Below are 20,409 nucleotides of genomic sequence, written 5' to 3'. Positions count from 1 at the left end.
TTTTTTCTCAAGTACGGTAGGGCATACCGAAACTATCTCTGAAATGGGATGAACGACTGGGGAGACGAACCCCTCAAAGAGTAGGTCAGGAAACTAGCTTGCTGTAAGGGTTGTCAATGAATCAGTAATCCAAAGCCGTGAGGCTTGGAGAATCCCCTTTCTTTAGAAATGGGGAGTATGTCAATTGGGTTCAATCATTGGGGGTGAATTTTTGCTCACCCCTATTTGTGATTGGTCATAGCGGCGATTTGCTCGAACTATTGTGCTAGAATCAATCACGTTAATTCTTAGAGATCTCTCTCAAACCCCTCTCTTGGCAAAACAACGGCTCGATTCCCTCTTGATTGAACGCAACTTGTGTTCTTCCCGACAATTGGCCCAGCGCTTGATTCGGGCTGGAGAGGTGATGGTTAATCAGCAGGTGATTGACAAGCCGGGTACTGAGATAGACACCCAAGCCCAGATCCAAGTTAAACACCGATCGCCTTTTGTCTCTCGGGGCGGAGAAAAACTCAGCAAAGCAATAGATTATTTTAAACTCAACGTTGCCGGACGCATCTGTATTGATGGCGGTATCTCTACCGGAGGCTTTACAGACTGTCTTCTACAAGCAGGCGCCAAGCAGGTTTATGGGATTGATGTCGGTTATGGACAGGTAGACTGGCGGCTGCGTAATGATCCGCGAGTTATTCTGCTAGAACGCACGAATCTACGCTATCTGACTCCTGAGCAATTGTATAATGCTGGTGATTTATCTGTTTCTCCCCTTGCGGAAAATCCCATCGAACTAGATACTAAGAAAAGCTACGCGGATTTGGCAGTTGTTGATGTGTCCTTTATTTCTTTAACCAAGATTCTTCCCGCGCTCTGGCATCTTCTGCAACCGCCTTGTGAAAGCGTACTGTTAGTCAAGCCCCAATTTGAAGTCGGGAAGGGACGAGTTGGCAAAAAGGGAGTTGTGCGTGATCCGGTTGATCAAGCCAATGCCATTTTTGAAGTCAATTGTGCAGCAGAAACACTCGGATGGAAATACCGGGGTTTAACCGGATCACCCCTCCAAGGCCCCGCAGGTAACATTGAATACCTGCTTTGGCTCAGTGTAGAGGGTGAAGCGTTTCCCCAACGAGATCAAATCCTGCAAATCGTTCAATCAACCCAACTAGAATTTTCTCATTCCTCCTCTAAATCCTCAATTCGCTCGTAGTTCCATGCAGTTGATTCACCAACTAGGGCGTGTCGGTCTATACATCATTAGTGCTTTAGGCTATGTGGCTTGTGGAGCGATTCTATTTGGGATTGCAATTGCCATTAAAATTATTGCACTCACTTTAGCTCATCGATATTTATATCCCATCTTTATATTTGGTGATTTACTCCGAGGACTAGAGCTAATCGATTTGTTAAATTTATTGGTTTTTGCGGTTGTCGGGATGGGGTTTGGTTTAGCGACGGCTTTACTTCCTTCTCAGGCGGGTCGAAAAATTAGTGCTGCATTTTTAGTGATTCTTGTTCCTCTGATTTTAGCGATTCCTCAATATGTTAGATACAATCTGTGGATTGAAGATATTTCTACAGAAGATCAAATTTCCCAAAGTGCTGCGATTAGTCTAGGAGACTCTTTTTTAGAAAGTCGGGTGAATCATCCGGGTGTATTTGGATTTTATCTCTACACGGGTCAGTTTCCCATGATTCCGACGAAAGCTTCTCAAATGGAAGATTTAACCAAACTGGAAAAACAAGTCAACTCTAGATTTGTAAAAGTCAGTGGTATTCCGCCAACCGTTGTCACTTGGTTAATGGGAATTTGTTTTTGGGGAATTCGTATTTTTTACTTTTGTGTCGCCGTTGTAACCACAGTTGCTCATTTCAAAGATGGGTTAAAAATTGTCGGACGTTATTAATTGGCTGACAATCTCCTGATTGAGATTTTACGATGATTACCAAGAGAAGCAGGTTTAGAGCAAGGTCGTTCACGACGGATTATTTTATGCTAACATAAGTTTATCGTGGCTCGATGCCGATAATCTATGCTTGTGTATGAAATGAAGCTGCAAGGAACCCAATACCAGTACAGAAAGCTAGACGAAGCTATCCGTACTGGTAGGTTTGTTCGTAACAGCATCATCAAAGCATGGATAAATGGTCAAGTTAAAAGCCGCAACGATGCTTATGCCTACTGCAAACTGCTGTCAGACAACCCGAGTTTTCCCTGGGTAAACCAACTCAACTCTATGGCTCGACAAGCACACGCAGAAAGAGCATGGGCATCCATTTAAAAACGGATAGAGAAGCGGAAGAACGGATTAACTTAACTGTAAAACGCATAGATCTTGGCATCTCACAGATAGCTTAATCCGTTAAATCCTTATCCTATCTGTTTTAAATTGAACGATTTTATCAAAATTGTCGGCAAAAAATACCTGGTAGAAAAGGATTTCCCAAGTTTAAAAAATATCAAGTTAGAGCATCTGTTGAATACAAAACATCGGGATGGAAACTTTCAGAGGATAGACGCTATTTAACGTTTACTGACAAGTTTCAAGCAGGTACATTTAAACTTTGGGGCAGTCGAAATCTCCACTTCTATCAACTCCAACAAATCAAACGAGTGAGAGTGATTAGAAGACATGATGGGTATTATGCTCAATTTTTAATCGATCATACCAGAGAGGAAAATAAAGAACTAACAGGAAAAATAACTGGGCTAGATGTAGGTCTTAACCATTTCTACACCGATTCTTGTGGCAATCAAATAGAAAACCCAAGATTTTTCAGGAAAGACGAACAGCGCATTAAAAAGCTGCAACGTCGGTTATCGAGAACAAAAAAGGGAAGTCAAAACCGTACAAAAGCCAGAAATCGGTTAGGGAAAGCGTATCTAAGAGTTTCACGCAGGCGTAATGATTGGGTTTGTAAATGAGCTGCGACACGTCATACAGTCTAACGACTTGGTAGCGATTGAAAACCTACGGATACGCAATTTGGTTAAAAATCATCATTTAGCTAAATCAATTAATGATGCTGCTTGGTACAGATTTAGAGAATGGTTGGAGTATTTTGGGAGGATTTATGGGGTTCCGGTGATTGCCGTTGAACCCGCATACACGTCTCAAAACTGCTCAAATTGCGGTGAAAAGGTTGTGAAAACTCTCAGTACGAGAACTCATAAATGCCCTCACTGCGGATACACATCCAACCGAGATGAAAATGCCGCCAAAAACATTCTAAAATCTGCACTTAAACAGTTATCAAATCAAGAAACGGATAAGAAATAGATTAACGGATTAACTTGACTGTAAAACGCATAAATCTAGGCTTCTCACACGTAGCTTAATCCGTTTTTCCGCTTAATATCTGTTTTGAAAATACCGTCGGGCAGATGGAAATTAACGCCTCCCGAGAGACTGATCTCTGCTTGGGCGGGGAAACCCAACCCTTGTAAGTCAACTCATAGAAAGAGGAAGCCCAAATAGTGATGTTTGGAATCTCCGTTGTTTACGACGGAGAGGATGTCAAAATAGAATATAGCCTCTACGGCTGACCCCATCTCACCGTCATTGCCATGTTGTCTATCATCCCGGATTATTTAATTATCCTGATTGTTGCTTTAGTGATTGTTCCCGCTATCGTTTCGGTCTTCTTACGAATGGTACTTCACTATTATCTGACCAGTCAAGGAAATCAAGTTTGGCGATTAATTTACGGGAAAGTTTCAGGAAGTAAACCCAGATTGGTACAGGAGTTAGAAAGCCGTTTAGCACAAGCCAGACGCGAGTTAGAACAGGTGAATACAGGTGCATTAATTGATCATATTTACAGTTTAGAGCGCGTTTTCTTCATTTCCTGCGAACAAGTTGACCATTTCACTCGGATTTTACCCAATTTATTATTATCGTTTGGATTATTAGGAACCTTTGTCGGAATTACGATAAATTTAGCGGCTTTGAGTCAAGCCGTGAGTGCAACCAGTGGAACGGATATTACCAGTTTATTACAAGAAATTCAACAACCGCTACAAGGGATGGGGATTGCTTTTATTACCAGTTTAACGGCTATTTTATTTAGTGCCTTTCTGACGATTGTTAACTTTATGTTTAATACAAATTTAGCTAAAAATAAACTGTTGAGTGCGTTAGAAGATTATCTCGATAATATCTACCAACCGAGTCTCAAAGGAGAAACCCATCTCGATAGAGTTGTTCAGGGAATGGTCAATACTTTTGAGCAGTTTTTACATCAATTTAGTCGCAGTATTCAAACGTCTATAGAATCCGCACTGCAAGACAAAATTCAAGAAGTTTCCGCCGCACAAATCAAAACTAATCAACTCTCAGAACAAGTCTATAGTCGATTAATAGAAGCCTCTAATCAAGTGATTCAAAGTTCCCAGAATTTTCAACAGACAACAGATCGGTTTATGGAAGCTGCACAAGTCTTTGAACGCAGCCAGTTTCCCCAAACTCTTTCGAGTGCAAGCACAAATCTGGCAAATACTCAACGCGGTTTTTCTCAATCTGCTACCAGTTTAGCCGCTTCTGTTCAATCCGTTGATGTAGCGATGATTGAGCTACAAAATTATAGCAAACGGTTAATTAAAATAGGGGAACAAATGAATCAAAGTTCTCAAACCTCCCAAGAGTTAATGGAAGTTCACCGCATCAATCAACAGTCTTTAGGAGAGATGACTCAACAGCTTCAAAATGCGACTCAAGGCTTCCAACTGGCGATGAATACTTTAGATATTTTACAACGACGAATGGTAACACGCACCGAAAGTTTAGAAGACATTCAAAGTGAGTTAACTAAACTGGTAACTGCAATTGAACGGTATACAGAAACGCTTCGTTCAGGACTTGATCAACTGGGCGATCGCCTCACTCAAGGGACAATTCATTCTACCACTAACAATCCTAAACTGTGAATTGAAGTTGAAGAAGGAGTCAGGAGACACCGAATCAGGAGTCAGAATCAATTGGTTGGGGATTTATACCCCATAAGGCTGTTAAAACTTCAAAATATAAAATCAATGAGGAAAATTTCAAATGCGTCATTCTCGTTTCAAAACAGAAGAAGAAGAATTAAATGTTTGGCCAGCATTTACCGATTTAATGTCAAATGCTTTTATGATTTTGAGTTTATTTTTAATTTTAGCCATTATTAAATCGGTTTTTGTGCAATCGGTTTCTGAAGCCAACGCCTCTCGTTCCGAACAGCTTGAACGGGAATTACAACAACGTTCAAATCGGGTGAATAACTTAGAAGGAGAAATCGCCCGAATGAGAGGCGAATTACAACAACGCAGTAGCCGAATTACTGAACTGAATCAAGAAATAGAACGCTTAAAATCTCCACCAATTATTGTTTTAAGAGATTCGACTGAACGCAGATTTGAGTCAGGAAGTGCTGAATTATCCGAACCGTTGAATCAATTTGTTGAAAACGAGTTAATTGCACAAATCAAAACACTTTCTCAAGATTATCAAGGATATCTTATTGAGGTTATCGGACATACAGATGGTCAAATTAATAGTGGAAATTATAGCAATTTAGACGGGAACTTAGAACAAATTATCCAAGGAAATGAATCTTTCAATCAATTAATACCGGGTTCTAATGCTGACTTAGGGTTAATGCGAGCGTTAGCAGTCGTTAAAAAACTGCAAGAAAACCAAGAATTGCAAGCATTAGGCTTAAAATTTAAAGCCTATTCTGCGGCGCAACTCTATGATACATCGGGAAACTATGCACCCCCAAATCGACAAGAAGATCCCAACCGACGCCGGATTGAAATTCGCTTTACTCCCCCCGCAGAAGAACGATAAAATAAACCACGCTCGACACAGAGAATACCAGGAGAAAATCTTCGTGTCTTGGTATCTTTGTGGTTTTTCTTTCACCCTTTCCTAAGTTTGACAAAAAGCCAAAAATGTGCATTCCCAAACTAATCGGGGTTGGACAAAACTCAATAAAGATTGTCGCGCTTTTTCTAACTTTTGGAACAATAAAGGATGAATTTTTCCGGTTTTTTGTTGCTGTTGCCAATAACAATGTTGTAAATAATCTATTAACCAAAGTTGTGCTTCTATCTCTAATGTCTGGCTGATTTCTTTCGCTAAAATCAAAGCATCATAGAGAGTTTTAGGCGGTTGTTTAACGCTGTCTAAAAACTCCGGTGACATCGCTTGTAATTGTTGCCAACAAACGATTGCTTCACCCGGACTTCCTTGAGACATGGCGATGATTTCAGGATGATTTAATATTTCTTCCTGTCTCTCGGTTTTTAACACCTGTTTCATGGCTTGTTCATCTAACCGATAAAAGGGGATTTTTGCACAACGGGAGACTAAGGTTGATAACAATGAATCGACTCCTGGGGCGATTAAAATTATTGTAGCATTCCCCGGTTCTTCTAAGGTTTTGAGTAGCCCATTAGCCGCCCCTTCTGCCATTGTTTCCGCTTGTTCTAATACCACAATTAAACGACTGGCTTCTAAGGGCGGACGACTCAAAAATTGACCGATTTCTCGAACTTGTTCTAAGCGAATTTGAGGCGGGGAACGACGTTTGATTCCAGCTTCTGCTGCTTCTTGGGCGGAGAGACGTTTTCCTTGATGTAAATAAGTCGGTTCAACCCAGAGTAAATCGGGATGATTTCCCAGATGAATGCGATGTCTTAGCTGTTGAGAATTGAGGGGTTTTGTACTCGTATGACCAAATAAAAACTCTATAAAACAACGAGCCGCTAAACTCCGCCCAATTCCTGAACTGCCGACAAATAAGTAAGCAGGTGCAATGCGATTTTGGAGAACGGTTTGAGTTAGCAACTCAACCGCTTTTTTTTGGGAGATTAGAGGAGAAAAGGCATTTTCTGAAGTCATGATTTTAGGAGAAATCCCCATTGTTTTAAGTGTTCACTCAAAACCCTCTGGATTTTTTCGCTGACTTGTTCTAAACTAAGATGGGCATCAATGCGGATGATGCGATCGCCTGCTTGAGAGGCCAATTCACAAAACCCTTGATTAACTCGTTGATGAAACGCTAAATCTGCTTGTTCCATCCGATCCATCTCACCTCGGGTTTGAGTACGCGCTAGCCCTTTTTCAACCTCGAGATCGAACCACAAGGTTAAATCACTTTGTAAACCTCCTGTCGCAATCTGATTGAGTTGTACAATTAAATCTTGATCCAAACCCCGACCATAACCTTGATAGGCGATGGTAGAATCGGTAAAGCGATCGCAGAGGATAATTGCGCCTTGTTCGAGATGCGGTTTGAGAAAAGTTTCCACGTGTTGGGCGCGATCGGCTGCAAACAGCAACAATTCAGCTTGGGAGGCGATGGGTTCTTCGAGACGGCTATCGAGTAGAATTTTCCGCAGCGATCGCCCTAAAGCCGTTCCTCCTGGTTCCTTCGTTGTCAAGATTGCAGGTGCAGATGATCCCAGGTGCTTCTGTAACCAATCACAAGTTTGTTGGATCTGGGTTGTTTTCCCGCCACCTTCGATCCCTTCAAATACAATTAATTTTCCGTCCATTGACTGTTTTTGCTAAACCTGAAGTTATTTTCTCAGGTTCAAGGCCTTCTTGATACTTGTTTTTGTTGTCCTCTAGTATAACTCGCTCACCCTGTTTAAATCTAAGCTAGCTATTTTACCTGACCCACAGAAGAAAACGGCTAGACTTTGATATAATTCACACAATAGATTTTGCAGACGGATTGATAGAGTGATCAAGATTTTTGAGGGTTAAGGGAGGCATCTGTTCAGCCTCTGTGGGGATCAAATCATTCATCTTCGGAGATTTGAAAAAAAATGCTCTGATATTGGGAGAAATGATTTGAAGAACAATTCTAGTAGCCTAGCCGCAAAGCAGTAAAGCTCAAACTTTCAATCGGTGAGACAGAGCTAGAGTAAGTTATTTACTCAACTTTGTTTGGACATAAAAAGTTCCGCATTAACTGGCTAATATCATTTTATATCCAACGAGCTAGCTGAAACCCTTTCATCTGATGATCAGAATTTTAACGAGATGAAAAAAAGTTCCTCACTCTCAATTTAGAGCAAGCCTTTTGACAACGTTAATCCCACTGAATCCATTTGTTTATTGTTAAAAAAGTCTGGAGTTTTGTATGGCTCGCTACACTGGTTTTTTCGTGATTGCTACTCCCATTGAAGAGTTACGACTGATGTTAATTGAGATATTAGAAACTTGTAATTTAGACATGATGTATGAAACCCCGAGTTCAATTATTTGTCGAGAAGTGATTGGACGAGTTCCCGTTCCTCAATTAGTCACCGTTGAGGTTGTATTTGACACGGCGACTTCTACCGACTCAGAAACCAAAATGACACTCGTGATCAAAAATGAAGAACTCCCCTTAAAAGTGAATAACCACTGTCGTCAGATGTTTGATTATATTAGTAAGCTGATTATTGATAACCGTGAATGGGAACTTTTAGAAAGTATTGCATTGTAGATATATCTTAAAATATCAATCTAAACTCAGGGTTGATTGTTGATAAAAATTAACAGGAGGGGTGATGGCTTTACATTCACTCCTCTTTTGTGAAGGAATGCTGTAAAGAGTTGATAAAGTCTCCGGTTATTACGATCAAGGAGGAAAGATGCGATGTATTTTAGAAACAAGCTGTTTTAACGCTATGACAATATCAAAAAATGAATAAAAACTATATTTCTCAACTCACCCTGACAACAGTTAGTCTTGCTTGTGTATGCAGTGCGATCGCCATAGAACCCTCACAAGCGACTAATATTAAAAAATGGCAAATTGACTTTTTTGGTGACTCAGGAGAGTTAGTCGGAGAAGGAAGTTTTAGCTACGATCTCGATACGGAGACTTTTGTACCAGACAACTTCTATACTGATGATGGTTTCTATGTTCAAACGGGGCTTGACAGCTTCAACGCCAATCTGCCAGAATATAACTGGAGTTTAGGAGATTCTGCGGGTTATTATTGGTGGAATGAAGAAACCAAATCACCCAATAATGCAACGATTTCTCGCTATGGAATTTTTTTCAGCGATGATTCTTGGTTTTTTGGCGATCCCTACTTTGCAGAATATTTCCTCAGAATGAATGGCACCCAAGGATCGGGAACTTGGACTCATGCTTTAAGTTACGATTTCTTCAACGAAGATTTTGATGAGGCTGAATACGGTTATTATAAAGTGTATTCATCGGGAACTTGGGTAGCTAAACCGATCCCCGAACCCGCTACTTTATTCGGTTTAATTGCAGTGTTTGGTTTCGGTATTCTATTTCCACAAAAACAACGTTAATCTTGAAATCAAGCCCCTTCTGTGCTATAATCTCTAGAAGAAGGGGTTAACAAACTCACTTCAATATCAGGAAAATTTACGCCGCAATAAGAGCGAATTTGTCACAACACTCACCGAACTAAACGCCATCAATGCTCCCGCAGCAGCAGGACTGAGAATAATCCCCAAACTCGGTAATAGCAAACCCGCAGCGACAGGAATTCCTAACGTATTATAACCAAACGCCCAGAATAGATTTTGGCGAATTTTATTAAAGGTTGAACGACTCAGACGAATAGACTCAACCACATCCATCAGCGAGTCTCTCATTAATACAATATCAGCCGTTTCCATCGCCACATCGGTTCCCGTATGTAACCCAATTCCCACATCGGCTTGAGCGAGTGCAGGCGCATCATTAATCCCATCACCGACCATTGCCACTCGCTGACCTTGCTGTTGTAAATCAGTAATCGCTTTTACCTTACCATCCGGTCGCACTTCTGCCAAGACATTTTCGGGTTCTAACCCCAATTGTTCAGCAATAGAGGTAGCAACATCAGAGCGATCGCCTGTTAATATTATCACTCGTAATCCCATTTTTTGCAACTGTTTAACCGTCGATTTGGCATCCTCTTTTAAAGGATCACTGACACCAATTAAACCAACTAACTGTTTCTCAAGCGCCACATAAACCGCCGTTTTTCCAGCAACATCGGGAGTATTTTCAAGAAACTCAATTCCTTGCTGAGATAACCCCGATTTGTTTCCCACCCAAACTCGTTGATTGTTCACATTTGCAGAAACTCCTAAACCTGCTTCGGTTTGAAAATCTTCTGCGGGGAGGAGAGATAATTGTTGGTGTTTGGCTTGGTTAATTATCGCTTTCGCAATCGGATGACTTGAACCTTGTTCAACGGTAGCAGCAAGTTGTAATATATGATCTGAATTTTGATCACCGATCGCTAAACAATCTGTTACCGTTGGATGACCTGTTGTCAGAGTTCCCGTCTTATCAAAAACAATCGTATCGAGTTGATGAACCCGTTCTAAAATATCGCCGCCTTTAATTAATAATCCTCGTTCCGCACCAATACTCGAACCGACTAAAATAGCAGTCGGCGTTGCTAAACCCAACGCACAAGGACAAGCAATCACTAAAACCGCAATCGCTAATTTCATGCTTAATAATAGTGTAGCTTGAGTTGCCATTTCTGACGCGCCAAAGCTAATCACATCGGGCCATATTTTCGTGCCTATTCCGTACCAAAATAGAAACGTTAACGCCGCCAAACTCATCACCCCATAAGTAAAATATCCCGCTACTTGATCCGCTAAATTTTGAATAGGGGCTTTACGAGTTTGGGCATTTTCAACTAAACTCACAATCTGAGCTAAAGTTGTTTCTTCTGCGGTACGAGTGGCTTGAATAATCATCGCACCAGACTGATTTATTGTTCCGGCTGAAACGAAATCTCCCACTTGTTTCACCACAGGCATAGACTCACCTGTTAACATCGATTCATTCACCGTTGTTTTCCCGGAAAATATCTCGCCATCAACGGGAATTTTCTCCCCCGGTAAGACTTGTAACCATTCCCCAACTCTGACTTGTTCAGCAGGAATTTCTACAGCTTGGGCAATATTTTGCTCTTGTTCCGGTTGCGGTGGCGGAATTAAACGGGCTATTGTTGGCTGTAGAGCGATTAAAGATTGCAGCGCATTTGTCGCCCTATGTCTGGCTTGTTGTTCTAATGTTTTCCCTAACAATATAAACCCTAACAACATCACAGGTTCATCAAAGAAACATTCCCAACCCAGTTGCGGAAACAACAACGCGACAAAACTGGTTGTATAAGCGGTTAATGTTCCCAACCCAACAAGCGTATTCATATTCGGCGCATTTCTCAGCAGACTCCTCATCCCATCTATAATAATAGCTCGACCGGGAAATAATAACGCGATCGTTGCTAACCCCCAGTGAAACCAAATATTATTTAAAATCGGTAAATGTCCGAACCCAAAATGGTGTAAATTCCCTAAACCGGAGAGTAAAATTAATAAGCCACAAGTGATGACTCGACGAATTTGTTGGCGAACTTCTTGGCGGTGACGTTCTGCTAAACTTGCACTCGCTTCTGCACGTTTGCTACTCCCACTCCGAGGTTGAGACGGAAACCCTGTTGCTGTTAATTTTTGGGCTAATTCTTCTGCATTGACGCGATCAACTTGACATTCAACGGTTGCCACTTCAGTCGCTAAATTAACCCGGGCGGAAAGTACCCCGGTTTGTTGGGTTAGCTGACGTTCAACGGCGTTGACACAGCCAGCACATTTCATTCCACCTACATCTAAGATAATGGTTTCTGCCTGAGTCGGCGGAGTAGACTCAACCTGAACATCGTTTTGGGAAGCAAGTTGCATAGATAACAATTATGGACAATTAATCTTATAATGCTGATTATCTTAGCAATTCCTTTGTTCTCAGGTCTACCCCCGAAATGAATAAATTTAAAGGCTTCGGGAGGTTTTGAACCTGTTTTCAATTCTATTAAGTTTTTAGATTTGTGATTGTTTCTTTCTGAGGTCGGGGCCGGTTCGCTTAACAATAATCTCACCCACAACCGTAAATCAAACCGCCCCCTCATCTGATCAAGGGCGGGTTTTTATCAGTTACTACTGGGAAACATACATCTTTGCTGGTAAAATCAAGACTAGATTTGTTTAATGGGCGGCTCATGTCTGAAATTCGGACAGGCGGTGAAACAATTGCAGCGATCGCAACAGCGATTGTTCCTCAACAGGGGAGCGTTGGTATTGTGCGTCTGTCGGGATGTCAAGCCCAAGCGATCGCTAAACTGTTGTTTGATGCGCCCGGACGTCAACGCTGGGAAAGTCATCGCATTCTCTACGGCTATATTCGCCATCCCCAAACTCAACAAATCATCGATGAAGTCTTGCTCTTGTTGATGTTGGCACCCCGTTCTTATACCCGCGAAGATGTGGTGGAATTTCACTGTCATGGCGGAATTATCGCGGTTCAACAGGTGCTACAACTCTGTTTGGAAGCCGGAGCCAGACTCGCTCAACCCGGAGAATTTACACTGCGGGCGTTTCTCAATGGCCGTCTAGACTTGACTCAAGCCGAAAGTGTGGCAGAGTTGGTCGGTTCTCAATCTCAAGCGGCATCTCAAGCTGCTTTAGCGGGATTACAGGGAAAACTCGCCACGCCCATTCGCCAATTTCGGGCGGCTTGTTTGGATGTTTTAGCCGAAATAGAAGCCCGGATTGACTTCGAGGAAGACCTACCGCCACTAAACGTTCCAGACATTGTATCACAAGTAAACCATATTTCTGCGGAATTGTCAATACTAATAGAAACAGCCGAAAAAGGTGAGCGTTTAAGAAGTGGTTTAAAGGTGGCAATTGTGGGTCGTCCAAATGTGGGAAAATCAAGTTTATTAAATGCTTGGAGTCAAAGCGATCGCGCCATTGTGACTAATCTTCCCGGTACAACTCGGGATATTGTAGAATCACAATTAGTTGTTGGTGGAATTCCCGTGCAAGTATTAGATACGGCTGGAATTCGTCACTCAGAAGATCAAGTCGAAAAAATCGGCATAGAGCGATCGCGAACGGTGGCAAAATCTGCGGATTTAGTCTTATTAACCATAGATGCAGAAGCCGGATGGACAGACAGTGATCAAGAAATTTATCAACAGGTTCAAGATCGTCCCTTAATATTAATCCTGAATAAAATTGATCAAGTTTCCGAGAACGAATTAGAGTCAAAACTCCAGCAAGTTCAATCCAAACTCAACCGAGAAGAATTGTTAATAGTCAAAACAGCCGCCGCGTTAAACAAAGGAATTCCCTCATTAGAAACAGCCATTTTAACGACAATTAACGCGGGAAACGTGCAAGCCTCAAATTTAGAGATTGCCATCAACCAACGTCAAGCTGCTGCGATTACTCGTGCTAAAATTGCCTTAGACCAAATGAAAACAACAATAGAGAATGAACTGCCTCTTGATTTTTGGACAATAGACTTAAGAGAAGCGATTCAAGCATTAGGAGAAGTCACCGGAGAAGAAGTCACCGAGTCTGTTTTAGATCGAATATTCAGTCGGTTTTGTATTGGGAAGTAAGACAGAATCAGCGATAACAATCAGGAATGATTTGTCAGAAATCCCAAAAGAGATAAAAAGCCGAAAAATCTTACCTCTGTTCCCTATTCCCTGTTCCCTTTTTCAGGCTATACAAAAAGACCGAACAGGAATAGGGTAAATAAAATAACAAGAGAAACCGAAAAATGTCCAATGAAATGATTAACATACAACCCCCCTTAGCATTTATCCCTCCAGACTTTCAACCCGGAGTTTTGCAAGTCTGCCAATGGGTATTTCCTTGGTGGATACGTTTCCGAACCCCAATCACCGAAATTCAAACCGAAAACGTCGAACAATTAGTTGAACTCTATCAACAATTCCAACAGGAAAAAATTCGGTTTATGTTAGCCTTTCGTCATCCCAACCCTGACGATCCTTTACCGATTTCTCAGTTATTGTGGCGTCACATTCCCCAACAGGCAAAAAAACAAGGAATTTCTTTAAAACCTCCCATTCATGCTCATTTTATGTATGATCGGGGTATTCCGTTATGGGCGGGAAACTATGTAACTTGGTTATTTCCCAAATTGGGCGGAACTTCAATATTACGGGGAAAACTGGATCGTCAAGGGTTAAGATCAGCCCGAGATTTATTTGTAAATGGTCGCTTTCCAATAGCAGCCGCCCCCGAAGGTGCCACAAATGGTCATAATTATCGGGTTAGTCCTCTAGAACCCGGAATTGCACAATTGGGGTTTTGGTGTGTCGAAGATCTGCAAAAAGCCAACCGAACAGAAGAAGTTTTCATGGTGCCATTAGGCATTCAATATCATTATATTAAAGATAACTGGGAAGCACTCGCCCAACTTTTATCTGAAATGGAAAGTGACTGTGGTTTAAGGACTTCTAATTCTCAAGCGACACCCAGTTCACTCTATCCCCGTCTGATTAACTTAGGGAATTATTTGTTAGATTTGATGGAGAATTTCTATCGTCAATATTACCATCAACATATCCCCAAAGAGAGTAGCGAAGAATTACCCGTGCGGTTACAAAGACTGTTAGATATTGCTTTACAAGTAGCAGAAAGTTACTTTGGGATTAAACCCAAAGGCAGTTTAACAGAGCGTTGTCGTCGCATCGAACAAACCGGATGGGATTATATTTATAGAGAAGATATCAAAGATGTGGAAGCGTTGTCACCTGTCGAACGAGGATTAGCCAATCGCATAGCAGAAGAAGCCAGTCTACGAATGTGGCATATGAGATTAGTTGAAAGTTTTGTTGCTGTTAGTGGGAAATACGTGCAGGAAAATCCTACTTATGAGCGTTTCGCAGAAATTACTACAATTGTTTGGACGATGATTGCCCGACTCAAAGGTGCAAACCCCTGCAAAACCCCCTACTTAGGAAAGCGACGAGTGCAAATGACCGTCGGGGAACCGATTTCTATTTCTCAACGATGGTCAGATTATAAAGCAAGTCGGCGTCAAGCGGTGGAGAATTTGACTCAAGCGTTACAAGTGGCTTTAGAAAAGATGAGTCAACCTTAGTCAAAATCTGACAATTAAAAGCTTAAATTTCTTCTCAATCACCAACTTTTTTGATAAGAAAGATCTTGTAGTCTTTAAAATTTAATTCCCAATGGAACCCGACCAACCGCAAGAAGAATATCAATATAGAAAACAGGTTCTGAGATTATCTCAGGAAGTTTCTACGGTTTTGACTCCAGAACAGGCTGCTGTGATTACCCAGGCACTTATCAATTCTAATTTAAACGAAGAACAAGTGATGGCAATTACTCAAGCGTTGGTAACAGCCCGAACGGTTCAACCCTGGCAAAATAATCATGCTGTTAACCTGCGTCTAACCGTTCCCATTCCGGGTTTAAAGTTTTATTTGGTCCTGTTAGCCGGTCGAGAACGTCGCTCAGGTCAACGCAACCAACTTGAACGTCACAAACATCGCCTGTGGACTCCCTTGAATATTCTCGTTATGGCGATTACCTTGGGAAGCTTCGCCTTTACCATCGCCATGTCTATCTATCTTATTTTAAAATGGAGTTCACCTTCCGGTATGGTGGCGCCGACATCTATTCCTTGGCTAACAAATCAAGCCGACTGCCAAAAAACGGGAAGAATTTGGTTGCACGGAGAGTGTTGGGATACAGAACATAGTCCAGATTTTTAGAATTCAGGACTCAGGCTTAGGGGTCAGCTAATCAAAAAACCCCTTGAACTTGTTTGAAATATAGAGCAAATCTACCTATTTTTTCAAAATTGACTCCGAAAATTCTGGGGATAGACAAAGGATCTGTTTATCGCTATTTTTGGCTTTTCCTAGTCTACTTAAGTACAGTTGTAATAAATAATACTTTGTATCCTCAGAATTTCTACTGAATTTGACTATATTCAAGAATCAATTCATTCAATACTTATGTAATTTATAGAGATTAAAAAGTGTTTTAAACAAGCCGTAAACCCTAATTTTACATAGGTTTTAGGTAAAATTAAATCTCTTATAAATTCGGTGTAAAGATACCGTAAAAGTATCAAAAAAAACTAGACAGTCCCACAAGAAAGGAAGTAATATAGTTAACAGATGAGGGAACGGAAGCAACCACAGTTAAACGCAGAGCAGAGTTCCCCAAGCTGATAAGTCCAACTTTACTAAAGGAAACTGTTCAAATGAAAAGCTTATTCGCAGGCGTAATGACTTCTTCTGTTGTAGCTGTTAGTGTTTTATCCTTATCCACATTAGACGCTAACGCTGCATTATTCACCTCGACATCGAATGTAACCGCAGGTGGCGTTGAAGCAGCAGATGTTTATGGCCCCATCCAAGGGAACGATACTGGAAACAGCAGTAATTTTCTGACTACGCTTAATGGTGGTTTGTTTGGTGATTACGAATGGCAATTAGCTGATAAATCAGATGAGGGATCTTCTATCGAGGGAATTACCCTAAACATGACTACCGATCAAGGACAGACTACTGGAAATTGGTCTATCACCGGATTAGACAATTCTTCTGCCTTCGTGATTAGCCTGAAAGCCAGTAACAAATACAGTGCTTACTTCTTTGAAGCGGGATCGGCTTTAGAGGGTCTTTGGAACACAATTGGTACTTCTGTTAACGGCAACGGTAACGCTCAAGCCATCTCTCATATCTCTCTGTTTGTAGCTCCCAATCAATTTCAAGATACTCCTGATTCTCAAGAAGTTCCTGAACCCGGAACTCTGTTAGGATTATTAACTCTCGGTGGTGTAGTTTTCGGAAAGAAGGTTATCAGTCGCAAAAGCTAATTTTACAGCGAAAGTTAGCCCTCAAATTAATAAAAACTCATAAAAACTAAACAGGAGGCTGAAGCCTCTTGTTTTTGCTTGTAGGTGAAAAAAAACACGCTCGACACAAAGACATAGACAGAAAGTTTTTGAGTCTTTTTTAATTTCGTTTCATTTTTTGGATTTCTCGATGAACACTGATCCCAATTTGTAAGGCTTCATTGAGTAACTCTCCATATTCATTGGCTTGGTTGGTCATGTTGAAGGTCATTAAAGCGGTTAAGTTGTTTTCTAAATGAGCGAATAATTCATAACGGCGATCAATAAAGTCTTGATGTTCTCGAAGTATTCGTTCAGTTTGAAAGGCACTCTCTAAACTCTCTCGAGTAATTTTTAAGGCTTGAATGACTTCTTCTCGGTTAACGAGATTTTCTTGTACGTTTCCGGTTCTCCTTAACTGATCTAAAATTTCAACCGATTTGACTGTATCATTGTATTTTTCCACTTCATCCATTAAATGCAAGACATTTCGCAGAGGTTTTAACTTCAACCAAACTCCTAAATTAACAACTAGAGTGAGAACAAAAGATAAAGCAATAGCTTTGAGTAAAAACTGGATGGTTGTTTGAAGATCAGGAGTTATTGTTCTATCGAGTAGCAGTAATGTCAGAGGAAAAGCGAGAATTAGACTGAGAAATAATGCGATTATTTCTGTTGAAATGAAGGAAAATAGTTTTTGGCGATCGCACCAAATCTTCCTTAAAACAGCTTGTCTAATTCCCTTGTTTTGACAAAGAGTACCCGTTAAACTCTCCCGAGATAAACCTGTTAATTCATCCAGTTCTTCTTCAGAAAATATCAAACAATTGAAGTCATAATTCATGTTTATTGAAAGAGTTGACTTAAGGATTCTAAAACATTCACATAAAAGTTACTATCTTGTTCTCTAAACAGTTGAAAAGGTTCTCCCGGCGCACCAAAAAAAGGTCTTAACGTCCATCCCAGTTGACTCCCCACAAAAGCATAGAGAATTAACCAAAAGCGCAAAATATTTAAACGCAGCTTATGACCTTCTTCATCTTTTTCAGACATAAATTGCATTCCATCATAAAAGAATTTTATCCCTAAAAATCCCGTCAGAGCAAAAATTGCCACATTGAGAAGTTTAAAAAATTGATAATCTTGGGTACTCAACATAAAAAAGAACGTGACAGGCGCAAACCCCAAAAGTAAAACACTAATTTCAGCCATCGCTGTCATTAATAGCGTTAAATACTGTTCAAAGGTTTGTTTGGACCCAAACATCACATTGAAAAAGTATAATGTGGGAAAACAGATAATTAGGGTTAACAAGTAAAGAGCGGGAAGTTTAAACGCAGAAAAAATAGCCTGTAAAAAGCTACTCGACGAACCTATAATTAAACCGTAAATTCCAAAAAAAACCGAGCTTGAAATGAATAAATTTACAAGTTTTGGCTTGAGTTTAACGCCCAGACGAATATCTTCTAAAAATTGCTGTCTTTCTCGCAGCAAATTCATTACTGTTGCAAAAGAGTTCATTGGTTCCCCTCGATTAATGTTGTAAACGGGTAAATTTACACCAGATTTCAATTCCGCGAAATCTATTTATTTCGGGTGCTAGCCTTTTGCACCCCTAAAGGTTAGAATGAATAGAGAAATACCCAAATTGGCTAAAAAGCCCTACATCATCGGAATCGAGAATTCCCGAAACTTCAGACAAAATATTCCGGAAATTATCAAATCAGACTGCGAGTATGCACATTTATAGATTTTTGTCAAGGCTAGTGAAAAGAGAGAGGTAAAAATTGGTGCGTCGTCGGTTGAGATGAGGGTGTTAATTTGGGGGGTGCGACGGGATAAACTAACGGAAAAATAAGGGTTTGAGGCGTTATACCCAAGCAAAATTCCTGATTGGTCACACCAATCAGGAATTATTTTCACAGATTAGAATACCATAAAGGCTGAAACAACGCAAGCTCGTTGCTTATTGAGAATTATTCTTGAGTTAAGTTTTGTAAATTTTGGGGTATTGATAGAAACTTTAGAAGCTAAACCCAGTTATTGATTAGTTTAATTTATGATATAGCCGAAAGATAAAATCAATAAACTCCCCACCAATATCAACCCAAGCAATAGATAAAGAATTTTGGTGGTTTTTTCCGTCCTATTCCAGATTTCACGATAACTGAGTTGATGATTCTGTATTAAAATAAAAGCGGGAGGGCTGAAAATAAAAGGTAAAATTCGGCTCAACAATAACCGGAGCAAAAAGTTAATCATCCACAGTCGTTTCCGAAGAATATCTTGATTATATTGCCAGGGAAAAGCCGTTTGAGCCAGACGGATTAAAGGTTTCAAATCGGGAGAACGCCAAGACTGATATAATGGCAAAGCATCGGAGATTCTATCATTACTTTGAGATAGGGCTTGATTGAGAATACAAACATCCTCCAATGCCGAGTTAACCCCCTGTCCAATATCCGGGGGAAAACAATGCACAGCATCCCCCAATAATACCACACCACTTGAATAATTTTTAGCCGATACTAACCAATGCAACCCAGAACAATATTGAGGGACGGGAAAAAATCCACCTTCACTTTTTGCAAAACGTTCGCTTTCTTCGGGCGATACAATTTCAGGTATTGGCAACTGGGGGAAAGCGGTTTCTAGGAATGTATACAACTGTTCGCCGTCTTGTATTTTCCAAATTTGATGATCGGGTGGTCTGATAATATTTGCGGTTCTCGGTTCGTTGGGGTCAGCAAAAGGTAAAATACCCAGAGATAAGCAACGCTGAGGGTCTGTAAAGGCCGAACGAATCGCATAAGCCATTGTACAAACTGCCCGTTTAGACTTATTATTATCGAGGGGAAAGTTTGGCGATAGAGTCAAAACTTTGTATTTCAAACCCGAACTTGCAGAGGGAAACAACTGCATTTTAAATTGATTTGTTTCCGAGTTTTCCCAGCGATCTAAAGTTTCCCGAACAACAGAGTTAATCCCATCACAACCAACTAAGAGATTGGCTTCAAATGTGACAACTTTTTCGTTATTAATTTCTTGAGCAAAAACGGTTAGTTTAGATTTCCCCAAATTTTCTTCAACACTTGAGTCAAGTTTTACACATTTTGTATTGAATAAAACCTGAATACAACCCTGCCAATTTTCCTCTATTTCTTGATAAAGCAACTGCAAAAATGCTCGACGTGGCAACCAATAAGCCGTTTTTCGGTTGGGGTCTACAACGGGTACTTTTGAAGTTTTACAAGTGCCATCCGCTTTGATTTCTGTTAAGTAAAACTCGGTATTGGGAACACCAATTTTTGATAACTTTTCAGTAAAACCCAATAAATCAGTAAATTTTTGCCCCCGACCATCAATTAAATAATTAAAGGATTTATCCGGTTCATAAAAATCAGCCGAGGGACGTTTTTCTAATACTGTAATTTCCGACCAACCCCGCTTTGCTAACATTAATGCGGTGGCAAAACCTGCTGGCCCCCCACCAACAATAACGGCTTTTTGCTTTAAGTTTTGAGTTTCTGTAGACATAGATCCTACCAAATTTCTCTCCTTCAAAGATCGGGTTAGGGTCGGGTTTTAGAGCGTTCTAATTTTGATATTGAACCCGATAAATGCGATCATTCGCTTCTTCGGTAAACAGTAAACTACCATCCGGCATTGTCAACACACTCACCGGGCGCCCCCAAGTTT

General features: G+C 40.7%; 16 protein-coding genes and 2 pseudogenes. 12 read left to right on the top strand and 6 right to left on the bottom strand.

All coding sequences use genetic code 11. The annotated features are described in order from the left end of the window. The first annotated feature begins 313 nt into the window (after nucleotides 1-313). From WN50_RS12260 to WN50_RS12235, 6 genes and pseudogenes are all read left to right on the top strand, one after another. Nucleotides 314-1,204, top strand: a complete 891-nt coding sequence (locus tag WN50_RS12260) for a TlyA family RNA methyltransferase (protein WP_046281806.1) — start codon at nucleotides 314-316, stop codon at nucleotides 1,202-1,204. A gap of 4 nt (nucleotides 1,205-1,208) precedes the next feature. Then, nucleotides 1,209-1,901: a hypothetical protein gene (locus WN50_RS12255; protein ID WP_046281805.1), complete on the top strand. Its 693-nt coding sequence runs from the start codon at nucleotides 1,209-1,211 to the stop codon at nucleotides 1,899-1,901. Nucleotides 1,902-2,027: 126 nt separating this feature from the next. Next, a pseudogene (locus tag WN50_RS34020) lies at nucleotides 2,028-2,270 on the top strand (RNA-guided endonuclease TnpB family protein); the annotation flags it as partial. A 113-nt stretch (nucleotides 2,271-2,383) separates the two neighbouring features. Further along, nucleotides 2,384-3,275: pseudogene (locus WN50_RS12245) on the top strand (RNA-guided endonuclease InsQ/TnpB family protein); the annotation flags it as partial. A 287-nt stretch (nucleotides 3,276-3,562) separates the two neighbouring features. Further along, nucleotides 3,563-4,921: a hypothetical protein gene (locus WN50_RS12240; protein WP_046280591.1), complete on the top strand. Its 1,359-nt coding sequence runs from the start codon at nucleotides 3,563-3,565 to the stop codon at nucleotides 4,919-4,921. A gap of 121 nt (nucleotides 4,922-5,042) precedes the next feature. Then, the gene (locus WN50_RS12235; RefSeq protein WP_046280590.1) at nucleotides 5,043-5,822 is read left to right on the top strand and encodes an OmpA family protein; all 780 of its coding nucleotides are present in this window, start codon (nucleotides 5,043-5,045) and stop codon (nucleotides 5,820-5,822) included. Nucleotides 5,823-5,903: 81 nt separating this feature from the next. Here WN50_RS12235 and WN50_RS12230 read toward each other — a convergent pair whose 3' ends face one another. Together WN50_RS12230 and tmk are read right to left on the bottom strand one after the other, a co-directional pair. Then, complete coding sequence (locus WN50_RS12230) at nucleotides 5,904-6,899, bottom strand: DNA polymerase III subunit delta' (protein ID WP_235440880.1); 996 nt, start codon at nucleotides 6,897-6,899, stop codon at nucleotides 5,904-5,906. Continuing rightward, nucleotides 6,875-7,534 carry a dTMP kinase gene (gene tmk, locus WN50_RS12225; protein WP_046280589.1) on the bottom strand — a complete coding sequence of 220 codons (660 nt, stop codon included), beginning with the start codon at nucleotides 7,532-7,534 and terminating at the stop codon, nucleotides 6,875-6,877. Before tmk ends, WN50_RS12230 begins: the two co-directional genes overlap by 25 nt. A 593-nt stretch (nucleotides 7,535-8,127) precedes the next feature. Here tmk and WN50_RS12220 point away from each other — a divergent pair. After that, nucleotides 8,128-8,475, top strand: coding sequence for a hypothetical protein (locus WN50_RS12220; protein ID WP_046280588.1), 348 nt, complete (start codon nucleotides 8,128-8,130; stop codon nucleotides 8,473-8,475). 200 nt (nucleotides 8,476-8,675) lie between these two features. Beyond that, nucleotides 8,676-9,299: a hypothetical protein gene (locus WN50_RS12215; RefSeq protein WP_046280587.1), complete on the top strand. Its 624-nt coding sequence runs from the start codon at nucleotides 8,676-8,678 to the stop codon at nucleotides 9,297-9,299. 66 nt (nucleotides 9,300-9,365) lie between these two features. Here the strand turns inward: WN50_RS12215 and WN50_RS12210 are convergent, their stop codons facing one another. Continuing rightward, nucleotides 9,366-11,702, bottom strand: a complete 2,337-nt coding sequence (locus WN50_RS12210; RefSeq protein ID WP_046280586.1) for a heavy metal translocating P-type ATPase — start codon at nucleotides 11,700-11,702, stop codon at nucleotides 9,366-9,368. A gap of 314 nt (nucleotides 11,703-12,016) precedes the next feature. On the opposite strand from WN50_RS12210, the gene mnmE reads away from it, so the two are divergent. The 4 genes from mnmE (at nucleotide 12,017) to WN50_RS36145 (ending at nucleotide 16,692) form a co-directional block, all read left to right on the top strand. Further along, nucleotides 12,017-13,426, top strand: coding sequence for a tRNA uridine-5-carboxymethylaminomethyl(34) synthesis GTPase MnmE (mnmE, locus tag WN50_RS12205; RefSeq protein WP_046280585.1), 1,410 nt, complete (start codon nucleotides 12,017-12,019; stop codon nucleotides 13,424-13,426). A 164-nt stretch (nucleotides 13,427-13,590) separates the two neighbouring features. Further along, the gene (locus WN50_RS12200; RefSeq protein ID WP_046280584.1) at nucleotides 13,591-14,940 is read left to right on the top strand and encodes a lysophospholipid acyltransferase family protein; all 1,350 of its coding nucleotides are present in this window, start codon (nucleotides 13,591-13,593) and stop codon (nucleotides 14,938-14,940) included. A 91-nt stretch (nucleotides 14,941-15,031) separates the two neighbouring features. Then, nucleotides 15,032-15,577, top strand: a complete 546-nt coding sequence (locus WN50_RS12195) for a hypothetical protein (RefSeq protein WP_049558780.1) — start codon at nucleotides 15,032-15,034, stop codon at nucleotides 15,575-15,577. Nucleotides 15,578-16,074: 497 nt separating this feature from the next. Further along, on the top strand, nucleotides 16,075-16,692 hold the full coding sequence (locus WN50_RS36145) for a PEP-CTERM sorting domain-containing protein (RefSeq protein ID WP_046280583.1): 618 nt from the start codon (nucleotides 16,075-16,077) through the stop codon (nucleotides 16,690-16,692). Nucleotides 16,693-16,831: 139 nt separating this feature from the next. Here WN50_RS36145 and WN50_RS12185 read toward each other — a convergent pair whose 3' ends face one another. The 3 genes from WN50_RS12185 to WN50_RS12175 form a co-directional block, all read right to left on the bottom strand. Then, complete coding sequence (locus WN50_RS12185; RefSeq protein ID WP_046280582.1) at nucleotides 16,832-17,554, bottom strand: hypothetical protein; 723 nt, start codon at nucleotides 17,552-17,554, stop codon at nucleotides 16,832-16,834. A 2-nt stretch (nucleotides 17,555-17,556) separates the two neighbouring features. Further along, the gene (locus WN50_RS12180; protein ID WP_046280581.1) at nucleotides 17,557-18,231 is read right to left on the bottom strand and encodes a hypothetical protein; all 675 of its coding nucleotides are present in this window, start codon (nucleotides 18,229-18,231) and stop codon (nucleotides 17,557-17,559) included. 531 nt (nucleotides 18,232-18,762) lie between these two features. Beyond that, nucleotides 18,763-20,247 carry an FAD-dependent oxidoreductase gene (locus WN50_RS12175; RefSeq protein WP_046280580.1) on the bottom strand — a complete coding sequence of 495 codons (1,485 nt, stop codon included), beginning with the start codon at nucleotides 20,245-20,247 and terminating at the stop codon, nucleotides 18,763-18,765. Nucleotides 20,248-20,409 lie beyond the last annotated feature (162 nt).

This window comes from Limnoraphis robusta CS-951 (genome assembly GCF_000972705.2).
This window is presented reverse-complemented; position numbering and strand designations above follow the sequence as displayed.

Coding starts and splice junctions, on each gene's coding strand:
- WN50_RS12215 (WP_046280587.1), top strand. CDS start 8,676: ATGAATAAAAACTATATTTCTCAACTCACCCTGACAACAGTTAGTCTT.
- WN50_RS12235 (WP_046280590.1), top strand. CDS start 5,043: ATGCGTCATTCTCGTTTCAAAACAGAAGAAGAAGAATTAAATGTTTGG.
- WN50_RS12230 (WP_235440880.1), bottom strand. CDS start 6,899: ATGGGGATTTCTCCTAAAATCATGACTTCAGAAAATGCCTTTTCTCCT.
- WN50_RS12210 (WP_046280586.1), bottom strand. CDS start 11,702: ATGCAACTTGCTTCCCAAAACGATGTTCAGGTTGAGTCTACTCCGCCG.
- mnmE (WP_046280585.1), top strand. CDS start 12,017: ATGTCTGAAATTCGGACAGGCGGTGAAACAATTGCAGCGATCGCAACA.
- WN50_RS12180 (WP_046280581.1), bottom strand. CDS start 18,231: ATGAACTCTTTTGCAACAGTAATGAATTTGCTGCGAGAAAGACAGCAA.
- WN50_RS12195 (WP_049558780.1), top strand. CDS start 15,032: ATGGAACCCGACCAACCGCAAGAAGAATATCAATATAGAAAACAGGTT.
- WN50_RS12220 (WP_046280588.1), top strand. CDS start 8,128: ATGGCTCGCTACACTGGTTTTTTCGTGATTGCTACTCCCATTGAAGAG.
- WN50_RS12175 (WP_046280580.1), bottom strand. CDS start 20,247: ATGTCTACAGAAACTCAAAACTTAAAGCAAAAAGCCGTTATTGTTGGT.
- WN50_RS12200 (WP_046280584.1), top strand. CDS start 13,591: ATGTCCAATGAAATGATTAACATACAACCCCCCTTAGCATTTATCCCT.
- WN50_RS12255 (WP_046281805.1), top strand. CDS start 1,209: ATGCAGTTGATTCACCAACTAGGGCGTGTCGGTCTATACATCATTAGT.
- WN50_RS12240 (WP_046280591.1), top strand. CDS start 3,563: ATGTTGTCTATCATCCCGGATTATTTAATTATCCTGATTGTTGCTTTA.
- WN50_RS12185 (WP_046280582.1), bottom strand. CDS start 17,554: ATGAATTATGACTTCAATTGTTTGATATTTTCTGAAGAAGAACTGGAT.
- WN50_RS36145 (WP_046280583.1), top strand. CDS start 16,075: ATGAAAAGCTTATTCGCAGGCGTAATGACTTCTTCTGTTGTAGCTGTT.
- tmk (WP_046280589.1), bottom strand. CDS start 7,534: ATGGACGGAAAATTAATTGTATTTGAAGGGATCGAAGGTGGCGGGAAA.